This window comes from Microcoleus sp. B9-D4 (assembly GCF_036705105.1).
Taxonomy (GTDB): Bacteria; Cyanobacteriota; Cyanobacteriia; order Cyanobacteriales; family Microcoleaceae; genus Microcoleus.
The window spans coordinates 110,774-129,850 of the sequence record NZ_JAUBTS010000003.1; the positions used below are offsets into that span (position 1 = coordinate 110,774).

General features: G+C 43.2%; 9 protein-coding genes and 1 pseudogene. 4 read left to right on the forward strand and 6 right to left on the reverse strand.

All coding sequences use genetic code 11. The features are described 5' to 3' along the window. Nucleotides 1-169 precede the first annotated feature (169 nt). Complete coding sequence (locus QUB24_RS02805) at nucleotides 170-1,984, reverse strand: N-6 DNA methylase (protein ID WP_333150426.1); 1,815 nt, start codon at nucleotides 1,982-1,984, stop codon at nucleotides 170-172. Between the two features lie 170 nt (nucleotides 1,985-2,154). After that, nucleotides 2,155-2,634, reverse strand: coding sequence for a DUF4258 domain-containing protein (locus QUB24_RS02810; RefSeq protein ID WP_333150428.1), 480 nt, complete (start codon nucleotides 2,632-2,634; stop codon nucleotides 2,155-2,157). A 338-nt stretch (nucleotides 2,635-2,972) separates the two neighbouring features. On the opposite strand from QUB24_RS02810, the gene QUB24_RS02815 reads away from it, so the two are divergent. Both QUB24_RS02815 and QUB24_RS02820 read left to right on the forward strand, forming a co-directional pair. After that, nucleotides 2,973-3,131, forward strand: a complete 159-nt coding sequence (locus QUB24_RS02815; RefSeq protein ID WP_333150430.1) for a hypothetical protein — start codon at nucleotides 2,973-2,975, stop codon at nucleotides 3,129-3,131. 116 nt (nucleotides 3,132-3,247) lie between these two features. Beyond that, the gene (locus QUB24_RS02820) at nucleotides 3,248-4,279 is read left to right on the forward strand and encodes a transposase (RefSeq protein WP_333150432.1); all 1,032 of its coding nucleotides are present in this window, start codon (nucleotides 3,248-3,250) and stop codon (nucleotides 4,277-4,279) included. A gap of 1,433 nt (nucleotides 4,280-5,712) precedes the next feature. Here QUB24_RS02820 and QUB24_RS02825 read toward each other — a convergent pair. Next, a complete protein-coding gene (locus QUB24_RS02825) occupies nucleotides 5,713-6,072 on the reverse strand; it encodes a hypothetical protein (protein ID WP_333150434.1) in 360 nt (119 codons plus the stop codon). Between the two features lie 357 nt (nucleotides 6,073-6,429). On the opposite strand from QUB24_RS02825, the pseudogene QUB24_RS33515 reads away from it, so the two are divergent. Next, nucleotides 6,430-7,505: pseudogene (locus tag QUB24_RS33515) on the forward strand (IS1634 family transposase); the annotation flags it as partial. Between the two features lie 73 nt (nucleotides 7,506-7,578). Here QUB24_RS33515 and QUB24_RS02840 read toward each other — a convergent pair. Together QUB24_RS02840 and QUB24_RS02845 are read right to left on the reverse strand one after the other, a co-directional pair. Continuing rightward, the gene (locus QUB24_RS02840; protein WP_333150440.1) at nucleotides 7,579-8,940 is read right to left on the reverse strand and encodes an IS4 family transposase; all 1,362 of its coding nucleotides are present in this window, start codon (nucleotides 8,938-8,940) and stop codon (nucleotides 7,579-7,581) included. A 387-nt stretch (nucleotides 8,941-9,327) separates the two neighbouring features. Then, nucleotides 9,328-9,555 carry a hypothetical protein gene (locus QUB24_RS02845; protein WP_333150442.1) on the reverse strand — a complete coding sequence of 76 codons (228 nt, stop codon included), beginning with the start codon at nucleotides 9,553-9,555 and terminating at the stop codon, nucleotides 9,328-9,330. A 219-nt stretch (nucleotides 9,556-9,774) separates the two neighbouring features. Here QUB24_RS02845 and QUB24_RS02850 point away from each other — a divergent pair, with 219 nt between their 5' ends. Continuing rightward, nucleotides 9,775-18,468 (forward strand): LamG-like jellyroll fold domain-containing protein, encoded by an 8,694-nt coding sequence (locus QUB24_RS02850; RefSeq protein WP_333150444.1) that lies wholly within the window; start codon nucleotides 9,775-9,777, stop codon nucleotides 18,466-18,468. Nucleotides 18,469-18,804: 336 nt separating this feature from the next. Here the strand turns inward: QUB24_RS02850 and QUB24_RS02855 are convergent, their stop codons facing one another. Next, nucleotides 18,805-19,065 (reverse strand): hypothetical protein, encoded by a 261-nt coding sequence (locus QUB24_RS02855; protein ID WP_333150446.1) that lies wholly within the window; start codon nucleotides 19,063-19,065, stop codon nucleotides 18,805-18,807. Between the last annotated feature and the right edge of the window lie 12 nt (nucleotides 19,066-19,077).

Below are 19,077 nucleotides of genomic sequence, written 5' to 3' on the forward strand. Positions count from 1 at the left end.
AGCTCCTCATTGACCCTATCAATCCGATCGCACCACTGCGATCTAACCAATGCTGGAAACCCGTTCTGATTCATTCAAATGATTTAGCTAAAAATGGGGAGGAAAAGAATATAAAGTAGATTGTGATGCAAACATCAAAAGCTTTATCAGCTTAAAATTTTGGCTACTACTAACCTCTAGTAGATGAGGAGATATTCCAGTGGGATTTACTCAAATGTTGTAGCTCTTCCTGAAGTTTGTTGATTTGATCCTGTATCTGAACCTGTTCCTTAAATGTGTTAATAATGCTTTCCGCTTTTGCCGCATCGGGAACGATAATCTCTACATCTTTTAAGTGCTGTAGCTGTATGAGAGGGACAGTTGCCCCTGAAATAATCGCCTTAAGCAGTGTTTCTCCAACATCAGAGCAGAGGTACATAAATAAAACCCGTGGATCTATGCTACCCTGTGGACGCATAATTAACGAAGACTGATTTACTACCCAAGCATTAGGGCCAACTGGAGGTACATTATCGGGAATAATAGCGAGTTTCCCTGCGCTTCCTTTTATCGAAATAATAATGTCACGGGGACACAAAAAGCTTTTTCCCTCTTGTGAATTAAAGACTTTTGGTGACAGCAATACCCGCCTCTCAGGAGTTGTGAGGTAGCCATAGTTGGGAAAATCCGAAACACCCACCTCAAGCGCTGGAATTCCTTCTGTTTCATTTTTTGGTAGAGGTTTTGATGGACGAAGAAACGTAACCAGATCAGAGAGTTTCCGAGTCTCGTTTTTGCTCAAAAGATGCCGAATTACCTTTTGCGCTGGAGGTAAGAGATAGCGAGAAACTTCAAGGTTTGCATCGTTTTTAAGAATGATATCTATAGTTGGAATGTTAGCTACGATAGCCTCATCGTTGCTATTATGGAAAATCTCGAGCAATAATTCCCAGTTCACAAGCTTAGAGCGGTTTCTCCCATCTCTAGTTGAAAATTGCTCTGCTGCTCCATCAACAAAGCGCACTGTGGAGGCTTTACCCCGAGTATTGAGTATGAGAATTGAAAATGGAATTGGGGTGAAAGGCAGTAGGGCTGCTGGCATACTGAGAACCGCCTCAATCATTTCTTGCTGAAGTAGATCTTTTCGCAACAAGTGTTCAGCTCCACGACTAAAGAGGATGCTACCTGGTATTGCGACAATGGCTTTTCCTTCTGTTTGAGCGATTATGTGGTACAGGGTAAGAACAGAACCTGATGAGGTTGGTTCTTTAAACCTATTGAATAAGTCTCTTTTATAGACTTCGATATCAATTTTTTGTCCAAAAAGTGGAAATGCAATAGTGAAATCAAACTTTTGAAGATTGCCTTCCTTCAGAAAGGCTGGTCTTTGAAGGGGATCGCTAGTGACTATAGTGCGGATATTTGCATCCGTAAGGATGCTTATGAGCCAAGGGATAGGAGACACCCAGGGTGTTTCTATTGATGGAATTCCATCTTGTTTACTAACCTGACGAGCAATAAGGCAAAGGGAGTCGTAGGGGCAGTAAACCCTCTTTCCTTTCAGGTCTCCCGCCAGAGCGGACATAACTTTGATTACTTCTATCGGGATGGGCGATCCATGAGATAGAAACGAAAGGTAAAAGTCTTCAGGAAAGTCGAAAGAGTTTAACAGATTTTTGTGTGCGGAATCGAGCGCGAAATCGAGCGCCTCTACAAATACGCCCGGAGAAATATCCCTATGCAAATAAGCGATATTCTCGAACGCTGCTTTGTTCTCACCAAGCTCTGGGCATTCACTGAGCCTCTTAAAGCTATTGAAGAGTTCTGTAGAAGTGGTGAGTCTTGAATTTTTAGTCAGTTGTAGATCGGAGGGAAGACTTTCGTTTAGCGAAAGTTTTGCCCACGCCAATATCTGCAGAACCACTTGAGTGTTCTCGTCTGTCGTAAAATGATGGTTGCCTCGAAAGATGTCGAGCATTTGCCCAAGTATATATTCACTTTTCATGGTATTTCCTTATATTGGGATGTAGACAAAAATTAACGTTTAACTGGCTTAAAATGTAGATAGACAAAGAGTTTTAGCTTGAAGGAGCCTAAATCTAGTATTTCAAGAATTTCAAACCTTTTTATTAGATCATTAGGTTCTTTCCCTTGCGAACAAGAGGTTTGCAGCCCCTAAAGGGGCTTTAAAATATCTAAGTTATGAAATCTAAACACCCGTTCGGTCTGGTTACATAGGCGGAATTTATTTTTCTTTCCTTGCCACTTTCTACTCTTCTTCGGATGGGCGCAGTTGTATGTAGTAATGAGGATAGTTTCATCAAGAATGATGGTTTCCTCAAGAATTACACTCTGAGCGGAAAAAGCGGTCACAACGGTAAGACCGCCTTTGTCGAGAACTTTCTTGGCGATTTTCATCTGGCGCTGAAGTTCGGCCACTAAGCGTGTTGCTGCATCTCGGCCCAACCTTGTTTCCTCAAGTTTCTTGGCGATCTTCACCTGGCGCTGAAGTTCAGCCACTAAGCGCGTTGCGGCATCTCGGCTCAAAGTTGTCACCTCGTCCTGAACTTCTCCATATTGAATCGTGAGTTCGATCATCTCTTTTGTGATACCACGGTGATTCATTCTTTGACCGGCATGATAGGTAATGTGCATAGCGTTTTCCTTAGCCAAGTATTCTTTTTAGTACCTCTTACTATAAAAAAGTAGGAGGTACCACTAATGTTATGAGTTATATCTGCGAATGTCAAGAATTGGAGTTTAGACTAAGCAGGTCAAAAAGTACGATCGCACTGAGACTAGCGAACAGTTCTCAAGAACGACAACGGTTGCTGGCGAGCAGCTATCAGGTTCAACAATAAGATAGATGCCAGCGACCGTTGACGTTTTCGGAGACTGGCAATTTGAAAAAAAAACTGCCTGCGATAGTTTCAACAGACAGCAGAGCGGGTAGAAGATTGAGTATTCAGCTAAAAATCTCAAATCTACCTGCCATGAAGTTAGAACAATTACAGGAATTTCGTCAACTAGCTTATGAATGCCTCGGCCAGGCAAAAGATGCCACCTTTGAGCTGGTAGATGCAGCGATGACGACCCGCCACGTCTCCTGTTTAGGAGATTTTGCCCTCAGTCCTTTATTTCGACGTGAATAGTCAAGCGTATACGAAGCCCTGCAAGATTGTAGCCCAGACCGAGAAAAGTTGATGCAACTGTACATCCAACAGATGTCACAAGTAGAACGTCCAGTATTGGCGATCGATCATACAGCGTGGTTAAGACCCATGCACGTACCCTCAAAGAACGCACCTATGAACATCAACCCACGGCCTTACCTCACGGCATACCTGTCGGCATCGGTCAAGGATATAGTACGATTGCCTGGATACCTGAAAGTAGTGGCAGTTGGGCGCTGCCCTTGAGACACGAACGTATTACCAGTTGGGACAACCCAATCGGTAAAGGCGCTCAACAATTGGCGCAAGTGTGCCAATATCTTCAGAATAGACCGATTGTTTTATTTGACAGTGAGTATGGGTGTGCGCCTCTGGTTAAAGCAACCGCAGCCATCGCCGCCGATAAAGTGATGCGTATTCGTTCTAATCGTTGTTTGTGGTCAGCACCTCTATCTTATAGTGGTAAAGGAAGACCAAGAATTCATGGGAACCAGTTTAAGCTTAACGACACTCAAAGCTGGTGGGAACCCGAACAAACTCTGGAATCTGTTGAGCCAAAACTCGGAAAAATTCGGTTAAGAAAATGGGATGACTTGCACTTTCGAGGCAGTCCCAAACATCCAATGACTCTAATTTTAGTCGAACGTTTAGAAACTGTAACGGGTCGATTAAATAGTCAACCTTTATGGTTAGTGTGGGTTGGTATCCAAATGCCATCTCTGGCTGAAATTTGGCAACTATATCTGCGTCGTTTTTCCATCGAGCATTGGTATCGGTTAGTTAAACAAACCTTACATTGGACTGTGCCGAAGTTGAGTACCCCAGAACAGTGCGAACGATGGAGTGATTTGATGCCTTTACTAACCTGGCAATTATGGTTAGCTAAAGATGTCGTCAGAGAAATTCGTTTGCCCTGGCAAAAGTCTCTGCCTGAATTAACCCCTGGAAGGGTTGCACAATCAATGCTTCCACTTTTAATCAAGATTGGGACTCCCACTGTTGCTCCCAAACGTCGAGGAAACTCGGATGGATGGCAAACGGGAAAACCTCGCACCCGAAGATGCCGCTATCCTGTGGTCAAAAAGGGTAAAGGTCGGTTCCAAAAATCCACAAAATTCGTAAGTTAACCTTGAGAACCTCTCGGTGATTAACCATTTTTTCCACTCAGCTCATGCTGAGTCAATTTGTGCTTAGTCTAAACTCCAATACATATAGTGTGCCGAAAAAGGGATCTCGCGTTGGCTCTCATGAAGAGCGATCGTCCGTGCAATTAAAAACTTTATTGCTCAAAAAATATTGACTTTTCTGTTAAACAAGTGTCAAGCGTATCACTGTGTATCATCCACCAACCGATTCTTTTTTAAAGGGAAATAATAAATTTTCCCCAAATTATCAATCATTGCCATTAGTTTTTGGGCAGATGCTCCGCTAAATTTGTTAAGGTGTAGTTGGTTTGAGTGCGAGCGTAAATACTGGCAATAATCCACATAGTTTGCAGGACATATTTACTCAGGGGTTTCAATGGTTAATTATTGATTTTAGCATGAATTTTCGTAGGTAAAATGAGTCAGGATGCCAAGGACACGATCGGCTTTGATGTGGCGATCGGCTTTGATGTGGCGATCGGCTTTGATGTGGCGATCGGCTTTGATAGGGAATATTTACGGGTTTAGACTTGAAGTAATCGATGTTTTTACTCAACATCGATTGGCAAACCAGCATCCAGAAGATAAATTTGCTAGGAGTGCAGTGGGTAAATTCGGGAAACCCAAGCGGAACAACAGCTAAATGCCTTTTAATACCATTTGTTGACTTGTAGAAACAATATCATGAGCGATGCAATACTAGCATTACAGGTGTTTTTTACCCAATAGTGAGTCGATCATCATCAACGTAGTCCATTTGGGGTTTTTTTGACGCAGGCGATCGTACTTGAGAATGTAAGACTCTCATCATAACTTCGGCGCACTCGGAGTTCTCGCCAATGCTTGTAATGCCAATATACGGTTGAGTAGGGGGGTAAATCTTTAGGTAAGGAAGCCCAATTGCCACCATTTTTGAGTTGAAGCGAAGATGCCGTTCAAGATTTCTCTTTTAGTCCAGTTAGGGGGTCGAGTTTTCTTTTCCCTCGCGAGCTCGATTGAAAACAGAGATGGGGTCTGACTCGCTCCGGTTGTCACGCTCAACGGGCAATAATCCCTAACAGGTAGACCATTCGTGCGGGGGCAGCTCAAAAAGGATTGGGAATCGCACAACAAGAAAGTTTTGAGTTTTTTACAGGGGGGAGTCAAGTCAAATGCTTAAACATTCAAACATCCAAACATTTAGATGTCTCCATCGGGATCGAACTGCTGGAGGTATTGAGCTACGGACTTTTCCACCAGGGAGCTCATTTCCTGACCTGACTGCGCTGCTGCGGATTTGAGTTGGCGGTGCAGTTATGGGTTTAGTCCTGAGTTGATCAATTAGATTTTACAGTTTAAACATCTGAATGTCTAGATGGTTAAATATTTGAATGTTTGGACTTGCTCATTGCTCATTACTCATTACCCATTACCCATTACTCATTACTCATTACCGCAGTAACAGCAACAACACTGTCCGCTGCACCAACACCGCCCGTACCCGAAACCGCACCGCCACCGCCACTGCCAACACCGGAAACCGCAGCTCCACCAGCAGCGCCAACACCAACAGTTGCAGTGCCCGTGCCATCAGCCCCCGAGCCAGAAACACCCGCAGCAGCACCTGCCGCCGTTGAATCCAAGGAAAATAGTTTGAACTGGCACACACAGGAATTGAGCGGATAAAAGTGAATCAGGAAAGAAAATAGTGAGTATACATACTCTAATATCTCTGTAAGAGCATTGAGTTGTCCATTGCTAAAAATTGACGTGAGAGCATCAGATTTAACCCACATTTCGCACCCTCAAGGGGCAGCGTACGCGGATTGAGGGGGTAAAAGTGAATTATCCGAGACCAAGCGTGAGTAAAAATACTCAATAATTTTGGTCGCGCTCGCATCACCTAATTAAAAATTCCTGACAACAGAAGTGAGGGCGTGAGTTAAATCTGATACCAGTTAAAATTGCGATCCTCTGCGAGGGCTGCGCTAACGGTAAAAAACCAAGTTTATTACGTATCCGTAACCCGATCGCCTGACCAAAATGCGTTAATTGCGCTCGCTCTTGTGTAACCAATCATCACCAAAAATAGTGTAAACTGGCGATCGCGATGAACGCTCAAATCAGGATTCAGCAGCCCATGCAGAAAGCATCTGATTTGTAGTGGAGATGGAGATGTGCCACTATTTTTACGAGTAGCTTCGGGAAACGAATCAGATCATGCAGTATTCGCCTCAATTTGTCAAGAGTTTAAAAAACAATTAAATCTCGACAGTTTAATGGTAGCTTCGGGTGCATTATATACCGCTCCAAATGAGCGAAATGTTAACCAATTTAAGATGGTTAACTCGTGTCCCCCTCAGCCTAAAACAATCGCAGCAACTGGTATCTCAATTAGATGAATCAGAATTTCATGAAAGTTTAGTGACGGGATATAGTTGGTCGGAACACAAAAGTAATTATGGTGGAATTACACAAAGATGGTTAGTAGTAGAGAGCAGTTTGCGTCGTGATGCTGACCAACGTAAATTAGCAAAAAACCTCAAAAAAGCTGAAGTTGAATCCCAGAAGAAATTGCGAGAGTTATCAAATATTGAATTCGCTTGTTCAGCGGATGCCTATTCAGCAGCTAATCGTTTATCCAAACAACTAAAATATCATAATTTAACCCAAATTAGCAGCAGAGAAGCGACAGCCAAACCAGCTACTAATTCGACAATTTATCACGACAAATCTAGCTCTAGCTTGATATTTAAAGTTGAAGCAAAACAGGAATTAGATGAAGCGTGCGATCGCCTGCATAACCAAAGCTAGTGGCAGATTTATCTTAGCTACAAATGTGCTGGATGCAGAGCAATTAAATCCTGATGAAATGATTGTGAAATACAAGGAACAGCAGGCGGCAGAGAGAGGGTTTGGGTTCCTGAAAGACCCGCTATTTTTTACGGATAGCGTGTTTCTGAAGTCCCCAGAAAGAATAGAGGCTTTAACTTTGGTAATGGGTTTGTGTTTGTTGGTTTATACTTTAGGTCAAAGGTTACTCCGTCACAACTTGCAACTCACAAATTCGACCGTAAAAAATCAGTTGGGCCAAGGAACAAATCGACCTACTTTACGCTGGATCTGACAAAGTTTTCAATCGATTCATGCCGTTTGTATTCAAGGAATTCAGCAAGTTTCTAATTTGACATCCGAACGGTTGTCCATATTAAATTTGTTGACAGTCACCCATTACTCACAAGTTAAGCTAAAAGCACTATTGTCAATGAGTAATTTTACTCAGTTTTTACCTGTTGACCCAATTAAAATATGACTCCATTTGTTCCTTTATTATTGAAAAAAAATTGTTCTGGACTTCTTTGAGTTCCAGGGAAAGGAGAAATAATTAGCCTGACATGAGGTTTTCGTCGTCGCTTAACAATCCCTAAATCTTGATTTCTCTCGGCGGCAAAATACTTAACCAGATCCGAAGCTAATCCTTTTTGATATGCTACGGAAAAATGATACATCCCCCGATAAATCATTTCTAAAGAAATACGTTCAAGTGGTACTCCTAATTCATCTGCAACCGCATCTCCTAAATCTACTAAAACCGCATAAAATAGCCAAGTAGCCCAGATTTGGAGCTTGATTCCGTTTAATGAACCTGTCCATAAATAGCTGAGATTTAATAATCTTTTTACTGTACAAAATGCGTCTTCAATTCGCCAGCGTCTTTGATATAAATCTGCTACTACATAGGGGGGCAATATTTCGGGTTCTCGGACACTTGTCAGATAAGAACGCCAGGAATTTTTGGAGCGAATCTGTACTAATCTTATAGTCAAAGCTGGTGTCTTTTTTGTGCCTGCACCTATTTTAATTATCTGGTCTTTGACATCATAAGTATTGGTTAATACCCGCTCCACTTGATAGGATGCACCTTTCTTTATTCGAGTGATAAATCCAATTTCTTGGTCGATGAGTTGTTGCCAAAAAGCGAAGTGATAGAAGCCTCGATCCAATAACAGCAAGGTTTTTGGCTTTACTATTTTTAGTAAATCTTCTTCCCAATGAGTATCTGCTTGTTTGGGATTTGTCCAAAACCAAATTTCTTCGGGAAGATGAGTTACTAGGTCGATAATTACTCCCATTTTTCCGGCTAATTGACCAGTTGGCACATCTGATAAACTTTGTAGTTTCTTAAATAATGCTTCTAATGTTGAGCCATCAGCTATCCAGATATTTTCAAAGTTTTTTAAGGCAAATTGTACGCTATCTGGTAGTGGTCTTGATTTTCTTGTTAACCATTTTCGGCGAAAATGAGGTAATAACTCTTTAAATACTTTTTCAAATAAAATTGCGGGAAAAGTTAAAAATCTCAGCGATAATGCTTGTTGACTAATCTCTTGCGGCTCACACCATAAAAATCCCTCTCTATTTAATAATCTGGTTAATTCTGTTACTCCTGCTACGTCTCGCCATAAAAGACTTAATATTGCTGCCATCATTAATGGTAGTGTCAGAATCCTATCTCTTAAATTTAGTTGGCGATAAAAACTTTTTTGGGCAGCCATTGCTGGAATTAATAAATCTTCCAGGTGATTCGCAATCGCTTCATTTTCTATTTGGGGACTATTTTTTTTCTTTGCATGATCTCGGTTAATTCTTTTTTTGCGAATCATAACTGGTTCAACTATGGCTCAACTGCTTGCCCGGTAAAGGTTTCATCCTATTTTACCTTGTTTGGTTGACCCCCTTGACAATTTGCACTTTTTCTTAACTTGTCACAAATGACAGTCACCTGTCTGTCTTATTATTTCTTGCTGTGAAATGAAGTCAATCACTTGATGCGTAAAGCTGACTTAAATTTAATTAATTGTTGATTCATCAGTGATGTCTAATAGTCACATTGCTGAAAATATATGCTGGGAATTAATAGTTAGTAATAGTCTGATTTTTGACTTTTTATGGGTTAAGAAGATTTAATTCACGCCTCACATCAATTTTTAGGGATTCCTAACTGGGTGATGCGATCGTGGCACAGATATTTTGGGTGTTTTTACTCACTATTATCTCGGATAATTCACTTTTACCCCCTCAATCCGCGTACGCTGCCCCTTGGGGGTGCGAAATGTGGGATAAATCTTGTTGCACGATCGATTGCCAAAAGCCTGGGAGGACTCACGCCCGTGCCGATCGCACTCAACTAGCGGCCTGTTTGAGCGGGCGATCGTACTCATCACCGTGTGCCAGTTGCGTAAGTCCTGAAATGTTGCTCGTCTAATTTTTTGGTGCATGATGCCTTGAGCACTTGTGACAGTTGCGTAAGTCCTGCTCTAGTTGGCACATTAATTAGCCAATTTAGTATATTGACAAAAGTAACTAATTGTGCATTGAGAGGATAGCAGCAATATAACTTTACACAAACATACCAACTTTATCTATTTCTCGTTGAGCTAAACAATTGAATAATAAATAGTGAAATTGTTTGGTGAATGTACGCTTAAGGAACCAATATGGCAGTTAACTACTATTTCAACCTGCGAAAACATACCGATGATGTCAATCGAACCTACAAGTATCCCACCACCATCAAACACGATGGTACAGTTATCGCGTTTGCTATGGGGTACACCAAAGGCGAAGGCGGGACATTGCAGTCAGGGCGGATTTATTATGCTATTTTAGACACCGACCGACACGACACCTCCTCGACTAATGAGGCTCCGGTATTCGATATTAACTGCTTATCGTCATCCCCAGCGGAATTGAGTTTCGGTTCAGAAGTCACTTGGGTAGGGTACGGCATTAGTGGTGCCATCTCGATGCCTCGGTTCAAGACGAATGAAGACCAAGAATCTACTGATGAATGGATTGAGGAAGAGCGGATCGACACCTACCGTTCAAGTACTGCTTCATTAACTGCGGATGATATACCTTTCCAAGTCTTCTCAGACGGGAGCTACATTTATTTATTCCGTCAATCGATCGCTCAAAATGACAAGGGGGCAATTTTCGTGACCCGGAAGGGGAAACAAGCTACCGCCAATCCAAATAGTGCCGACCTCGAACTGGATCGAAACCAAAACAAGGTTCCGATCGTAGATAGCAATCTCTTGGTCGATCGCTTCATCCTCACAGGCGCGGAAGGAGAAAACGGAAACACGAAAACTAAACTTCTCGTTGCCAAGCCTGAAGTGCGCTATCAACGCAGCCGGAACAAGTTCATCCCTCTTAATGGTCATGATGTGCTTGCTAGTAAGGATATGAACAACAGTCTTTTCTACGAGCCAACCCAAGTGCTCAAGTTTCTAGGTAAGGTTGAGGAAGGCTCCTTCTTTGCCATGTTGCTACCGACGGAAATTGCTGATCTCAAACGTTGGCAGTTCTTCATCCGAGAGAAAGAGCAACCTCAAATCATGAGCTTCTTGAACAGCTACAGCGTGGAACGATCGGATGAAGGACTGTTCAACACTGAGGGGACGATTCTATACACCAGTCCCGACCCAAAGTATCGGGAATCGGTAGTAGAGAGAAAACCCGGTCTTTGCCCCTTTACAAAGCAACCGTTGATCCCTCTAGACGAGCGGGGGCAGATACAATCGGCACTATTACTAATGCTTGATGATCAAACTCATTTGGCTCTCCCCATTCCCCAAGCTCTTAATTTGTCTCAAGGGTTTACTCTCGAACTATGGGTAAAATTTCCCAACGCTGATCTCAAATCAGATATTTTCCGTTGGTTAAACGTTTTAGTCGGCGAACCAGGAAATGCAAGAGGTGATTTGCGGTTTTCCTTCGTCTACGCTGACTCTACGCGCTTGGAAGGAGCGAATGATGGCGATAGCCTTAGCTTTAATATTTACTTATCTGTTGATCCTAGATTCCACCATGTCACTCTTTCTGTAGAATCAATAGCATCCTCTCATAGTCTACGCTGCCTAGTCTATCTAAATGGCATTTTAGAATTAGAGAAAATCCTTGATATTTCTTATCAAATAACAAGCATTAAGGAGGTAAGTTTTAATCCTTTTAACACTGTGGAAGAAGATGAAAATTCTATTAGAGGAATTTTCGTAAACGAACTCAGACTTTGGGATTATCCTCGCCCCTCCCATGCCATTGAAAATGATTTTCGTTACCAACTGGTGGGTAACGAAGAAAGGTTGGTCGGGTATTGGAGATTCAATGAAGGAGAAGGTACAAGACTTAACGACTTTACGCATAATAAGCTGTTTACTGATATAGACTCCCTTGGCAGTAAAGCTAGGTGGGTTAGGAACGGCGTTGAGATTCGTAAACACTCTGGAGTTGACCGCAGTAGGTTTGCTATTGATCCGCGGCTTTCTACAGGGCGCAGGGAATCGGCGCTATCACTTCTCTTTAACAAATATGAAAAGTTGAGTCTTCCAGTTGTCGCTCCCAACGATCTCAAGCTCCTTCCAGGATTTACTCTCGAAGTTTGGGTAAAACCTCCCTTCGTTAACGACCAACAACTATGGCCTGCTGCTTGGTTAAACGTGGTAGTCGGATACACCCAGGATGAAGAAAGGATTGGGCTGTCTCTCGTGTTTGTGTCCTCAGATGAAGCATATATCGAGAGACTAAGCGATTCAGTGGTAGTGGTAGGTTTACCCTGCGTTGCTCAAAAATTCCATCATCTTGCTTTTTCCTGTGAGCCACATCCAACCTCTGCTAGCGATAGGCAAAAACTGAAGATCCAAGTTTATCTGGATGGCTATTCGCTTCTGCCGGATTGCGAGATTGATCTCGGTGGAACGACGCTTCAAGACTTAATTGTTAAAAGTGTATTGTTTGGATATACAGGAATCGGGGAAACTTCGCATTTTACAAGTGATCCTAGTAACTTTGTCGACACTGAAGTTTACAATAATAAATTATCTCGCAGAATTGTTGTAAACGAACTCAGATTTTGGAATTATCCTCGCCCCTCTCAGTCCATTCAAAATGATTTTCGTTACCAACTGGTGGGTAACGAGGAAGGGTTGGTTGGCTACTGGAAATTCAACGAAGGCAAAGGTACAAGACTTAACGACTTTACTGGTAAAGAGCCACCTATTGATTTTGCTGCATACTATGGTAGTAGGTTTGGCAAAGATTTACTTGATAATTTACTTGATAAGATTATTAAGTGGGTTGAGGATGGAGCTAAGATCCAAGAACACCCTGATTCTCATAGAGGTATTATCAGTCCATTTTATACCGCAACTCTCTACCACGAGCAGGTGACGACTAGTTCAGGTGCCAATAGCCGAAATCAAAGCTTCAAGCAAGATGCTCGGGTCATGTTGGCATTGGGAATACAGTCTAATATCAACGAAGAAATCAAAGAAATTGCAATACTCGATTTCGGGATTGGCCGTGATGGTAAGCTGGTTCAGTTTCCTACCTATGTAAATATCCCAGACATTAGCTTGGGGAATATTAATATTGCTCAAGTTGCTCAAGATTTGGCGAAATTAGACGCTCAAATCAAAGAGGGTATCGCTAAGTTACCGAGTGTAGACAATATTCAAGATGAAACATTGCAGAGTTTTTTGATGCGGTTGAACAACTCTGTGCAATCGTCAAGTTCCTACCTTCAAGCTGTTAAAGACTTCATCGGCAAAATGGAGGAGGAGATTCAACGCTTACAGAGTGCATTATCGTCAGGGAGAAGAGGATCGTCAGATGGCACCTCTTCAAAAGTCAGTTCAACTGATTTTGAAAGTTTGATCAATATTTTGGGTGAACTCACTCACAATCCCGACTTCCTATATGAACATCATCTACCGATCGAAATTCAGCAAGAACTCCTCACCCTTGGCTTTTCGGGTAATGACCAACAGATAACTGACCAACTCAATCAAGTGCTATCCAATCTAAATTTCCATTTAGGAACTAATTTCTCTGGGATAGGATTTGACATCTGGAGCGGCGGTGAACAGATCCAAAAGTTACGTGACCTTGCTAAAAAGATTAATGAGATTGAAAGTCAGCAAGATCAGGATATTGACCTAGCTAAGCACTTACTTGAACAATTAGAGAGAGATTATCGAAATCTCTCCACATACTCTGGTATACCGCTTTCTATAGTACATGTGGATTCTAACGGACTGAGCTTGCAAGGGGCGGTATTAGCTAATCAACAGATCGACTCCTGCAGTCGTCCTTGCCTCATGGAGAGTGCTTCTGGTCATGTTGTACTTTACTACCGTGGCAAAGATGGTAACTTCTACTCTCTCCGCTACTCTTTGGAGACAAGCCGTGCTCAAATCTCTCTCCCCCTTAGTAGCGGTAGTAACGCTCAAGCATTATCCCGCTCTAGTAGCAAAGGATTGAATGAAATCCAAATCAAGATTGAGGATGATCGCCAAGATGTGTGTAAGGTGACGGTTTCGTCGCCTTGGATCATGGAAGTATGGTCATCTGTCCCGCGCCAGATAGACGATTTCTGTAAAACACTAAACGGGATGAATCCCGATCATTTTGTAGACTTACGAAAGATTTACCAAAACGGAGTGGTTATACCAGTTACCTCAACCGCATCATTACTCGTCGAAGTAATGATGCTAGGAAACGCCATTGGCGACAAGAAGGTGCAAAACGGTACTTTCCGTCCTGAGTCGGCTCAGTTAGGTGTACCTGCGAAGTGGGCAATACCCTCGCCTGATTCTATGTTGACATTTGATGGAGTAAAGCAATACGTCTCCCTACAGCCCAGTGAGGAAACTAAATTCAAAATCCCTCGGTTTGCTAGTCCAACAGGTTGTATCACTCTGGAGGCTTGGGTATCCCTCGACAAACGTAAAGATGCATCCATTATTTGTGCAAATACTGAGCTAACAAATGAGTCAACAAAGAACTCCTTAGACTTAACTCAGTACCAACTAGGATTGAAAGACAGGTTGAATGACTTCTATCTGCAATTCAACAAAGACGAAAAAAAAGCCAAGGCGTATGTCCAGCTAGATAAGCCAGTTATTCTGGGTGGTGGGGATTTTAGACCCTTCGGAGTTGAAGCTTGGGTTTACCCAATCTCTCAAAGCGGTTCAGTCGAGCATGTATTGGGAGGAGCGAGGAAGCACATACATGATTTACCAAACTCATCAATTGACAATTATTTATTGTCTGACCCTGTTCCCTCTATAGGAAATTACGCAAACTTGGGGATTGCTCTAGAGCCTATTCCTGATACTAATCCTCAAAGATGGACGATATCTGTACTCGTAGCTGCTGAATCCGTTGGCGCTCCAGAAATAAAATATACTGCTGCTATTCCTGCAGAGAAGCAATTAACTTCTAAATGGCATCACATCGCTATTAGTTTTGTTGGACCTGATCCCACAATCGGTAATAGTTTGAAACGCTATCGTGCGGATGTCTACATAGACGGACAGAAGGTTTCTAGTATTAATTTGGTACCGACAGCCCCATTTGCCATAATTTCCGTTAATCCGGTGCTCATCACTGGCCCATTTTTCGTTCATGTGCTCGGTGCGAAAGCACAAGGAGGGTATGAGTTCCGAGGAGGTCTACAAAATGTTCGTATTTGGAATTGTATCCTGACTCCAAAGCAGATCCGTGACAATATGTACTGCTTCTTAGAAGATAAAAACACTGACCCGTCCTTGGCAAACTTGAGAGGATCATGGATTTTTAGCCCTAGTGATTTGACAACTGGCACTATAAAAGATCTGTCGCCTAGGAAAAATGATGGGAGTATTACAAACCCAGAATCAGTCGTATGCAAAGACACTGAACATGTCTACATAGCAGCAATCTTTGGCGAGAATCGCTACACCGGATCTTCTAGCATACCAATAGATGATTGGACTCATTTAGCTGCTTCTTACCGTCAGACCTACGGCTTGAGATTTAGTGGTGGCAAGCTACGAACCAATGAAACCAGTGCTCTTGATCTAATTGATAAGTTAACCATTGAGGTATTTTTGCAGCTAGATAGTTTGCAAGACTCAACCTTAATCGTGAAGCATAAGGAAGAAGGATTGCTTAACGCTCAGGGTATACACAGCCCCTACAAACTTTCCCTAGACAAGGATGGTGGGTTCACTTTTACATTTTTCGATGTGGATGGCAACAAATTCTCTTGCACCTCGAACAAAGCGATTACCGCTACAGCCTTTTCTAAGCTGGCAGTGGTGCGCGAACTAAAACCCAGTCAAGAAAGCACCGTTGATAGTCTCGCAAGCGCAAAACCTGATCAACCTGATCAAGGAGATCAACCAGATTGGCACGCATTACGAGAACAACTCAATCAGTTACAGAATCAATTATCAGGACTGAAAGGCGAGGACTCAAACCAGCTATGTACTATCACTCTCTACCTCAATGGAGAACAGGTAGGACAAGCAAAAGACTTGCCGTTAAGCAAAAGGCTCTTAACGAATAACAAACCCGTAATCATTGGTCAGGACTTCAAGGGGGTGTTGAGCGAAATCCGTCTCTATGAGGAATGTCTAAAACCCGAACACTTGGGTCAAGTAGCCCCTTCTAGCGGAATCATGGCTTGGTGGGCAATGAATGAGCGTGAAGGACGGGTTGCTCTGGATGCGAGGGGAGATAACCATGCCCGGTTTGATGGTCAAGTTAGTTGGGTGAAAGACCCTAATCCTGATACGCCGGTCTGTTCTTTCTACATCAATGGTACTTCTTTTCCAGCATGGAGAGATCTAGAGCCTATCTCCTCAACTGCTGATCCACAAGCAACTTTGGGGGCTGTCATAACGGGAGGTTTGCCTCAGAATTATTTCTCAGGGAAAATGGATGAAGTCCGAGTTTGGCAAACGGTTCGGACTCACGAGCAAATTCTAGATAATTTGTTTGATCGCTTAAAAGGCGAGAAAGAACACCTGATTGCCTATTACCAAGTTCAGTTACAGGATGAGACCAACCAGAGAATTTCGGATGCCTCATTTAACGGCAACCATCTCCCTTACAGTTCGAGCAATCCATCCCATCCCATCTTCAGATTATCAACTGCCCCTATCGGCGACGATCTTCCACTAGTGACCCCAATTCCCGACCCCGCTGCAGCAGATTATCGCGAAAAGAATTATCGCGAAAAGATCAGCAGCACTCCAGCAGTCGAGGAATACGGCGAACTGGAAGTCGATAATGATGGCAACCTGCAAGGCGTGATGAAACGCTTCTATAGCTTCATTGACGCACGGGGACAGTGGAACTTTTTGGCGGGTTACAAGGTGGGTAACTTGATTCAGGAATGGGTCTCTCAAGTTCAGTACGAACCAACCGTGGTGGGCTACATTGAGGGAGCACCCCCGGTACCATCCGAAAATCTGACTTTGGGAGCCAAAGCAATCACCTTCAGTTATTTCAACTCCGCTTCGATCAATCTGATTGAAGCTGATTCTCAAACCTATTCCTACTCAACATCCGCCGACAAAGCAACTAAAAATTCCTTTGAATCCGAAGCTAAGGCTGGAGTAGATGGCGAAATGCAGGCGGTTTTGGCACTTTTTGGCATAGGTATAGCCTCTAAGATTAAAGTAAAGATGGGGGGTGCCTACAAGACCAAATTAGATAGCAGTGATGCCTTCTCATTAAAGGCTGGACTCAGTAGTGCTCTAATTACTAACAAGTCAACTCGTCTCGGTTTGAAAGGTGCATGGGAGAACCATGATCCTGCTGACCCGAATCTTCGGTTTATTCCCGAAAACAATGGTTTAGCGGTTGTCAAATCCAAGGTTGCTGATCTGTATGCCCTACGTTTGGCCCATAACCACGCTCTAGTTAGCTATCAAATGATCCCTAATCCCAACATTCCTGAAGATGTGAATTTGATTACGTTTCAGATCAATCCTCTTTACACGAAGCAGGGAACCCTTGATGGCAAAGTGGGCGCGGATGAGAATGGCAATATAGTGACTGATGCATGTTACCCTCAAACCCTTAGTAACGGTGAGTATAGCTATTACAAACCCAAAGAAGCTTATGCGCTGAAAAAACGCATTGAGCGGCAGGAGGCAGAGCTTAAAACCTACTATCAACAGTTCCGGTACACGTTTACAACGAAAACAGAACAACATGTAGCGGCTGCTTTGGGAGGATCAATGGGGGCTGCTGCTGGAGTAGGGGGTATAGCGGGTATAGTAGGTGGAGGGCCTAGCTTAGCTGCTATTGCTATCACCAAGCTTGCCCAGATTTTAGGAGGTGTAGGATCGGCACCTAGCTTGAGTGCCTCTACTCTAGCCTCTACTATAGTTCTCCCAGCAATTCCTCTTATAGCGGCGGCGGGTGGAATGGCGGGTTCATTTATGCCTTTGTCCAACATCAAAAAAGCTGAAAAAGAAGCGCAGGAGTCGTTCAAAGACACCGATCTAGTTGATAAATACTCTCGTAGGGATATTGTTAACACCTACGTCTGGACGGCTAGTGGTGGTTTGTACCAGGAAACCAATCAGGTCAGTGGGACGATCTCTGAAACCTATGGTGGCTCATTCAGTTCTAATACTATGCAAGGTGGCGCATTTGATATAGAAATGAATTTTCTTCCCATCCTTATGAAAGGAGCGGTAGGCGGACTAACTGGTAGTGGGTTAAGTCTGACTAAAAGTAAAACTTCAGAAGCGAAACAGAGCTTCGAGTTAAGGCTGGGTTTATCTATCCCGCTCGATCTGGAGGCCTATGAAGCGGGCAGCGATGGTAGCAAGCCAATTCCGCTGTATAACGACGCTGGAAAACCGATACAGCAAGTTGGTAAGGTTGATGCTTACCGCTTCATGACCTTCTACCTCCAACCCAGTAACGACCACTATGAAGATCTCTTTGGCAAAGTAGTAGACCACACATGGCTTAATAGCAAAGATCCCAATGCTGTAGCCTTGAAACAGGCTGTGGGAAACAGTAAAAAGCCTCCCTGTTGGCGAGTCATGCACCGCGTCACCTTCGTTAGCCGAGTTTTATCTTCTGAGGCAGTGAACGACCTGCTCCCGATCGCCGAGTTAGAGAATGACTTGACTAGTCTAGAAATCGCGAGTAACTACGATTTAATCCAACGACTGGAGCCTTACATTTACCCCTATATTCGCAGTGACTTCGCTACTTTTCGTGATGCCATAGAAGAGGCGATCCGAAAGTATCTACCCGATATGACCTCATACATTGAACAAATTGTTCAATTTGCTGCTGCTTATTACGCCATTACGCCTCTAAGTAGCTTAACCTGATTAAACCTAAAATGCTCTACAGCGTAACCTCCTTTCTTCCCTCTGTTCTCAAGTCCCTCAATAATTGCATCCACTAAATCCACCTGTGCGATTCGTTGTGAGTGAGGGCGACCTGGAATGGTCGTTTAGTATGGGAAGCCTACTTCCCTAGAGGATTCATACCCTCTACCCCTGCGTAAAAGACTAATACTAGTCCGGTCACATCCTCGGTAAGTAGGGCTTGCTGAATAAGCCTAAAACCCTTACCTCAAAAGACTTTGACTCGCGTTCGGCGTAGACAACGTGTAAGACTATGAGCTAAAATTAGTCAAAAGCCATGCACAGCAGCACTTTCGTTCATGTACCGAAAAGTTGACCCAACCCCAACCCCACCTTCCAACTTTGACCCCACATTCCGCAGGTGCGATCGCGCGAGCGAGTATTTTTCAAAGATTGGGCCACCGAACCCGCAAAAATAAGACCCACATTCCGCAGGTGCGATCGCGCGAGCGAGTATTTTTCAAAGATTGGGCCACCGAACCCGCAAAAATAAGAGGCAATATTGAGCATTTCTAGTGTCCGGTTGAGGTATAGGAAAATGGTGGAAAATTCTGACATTTACAGCACTTG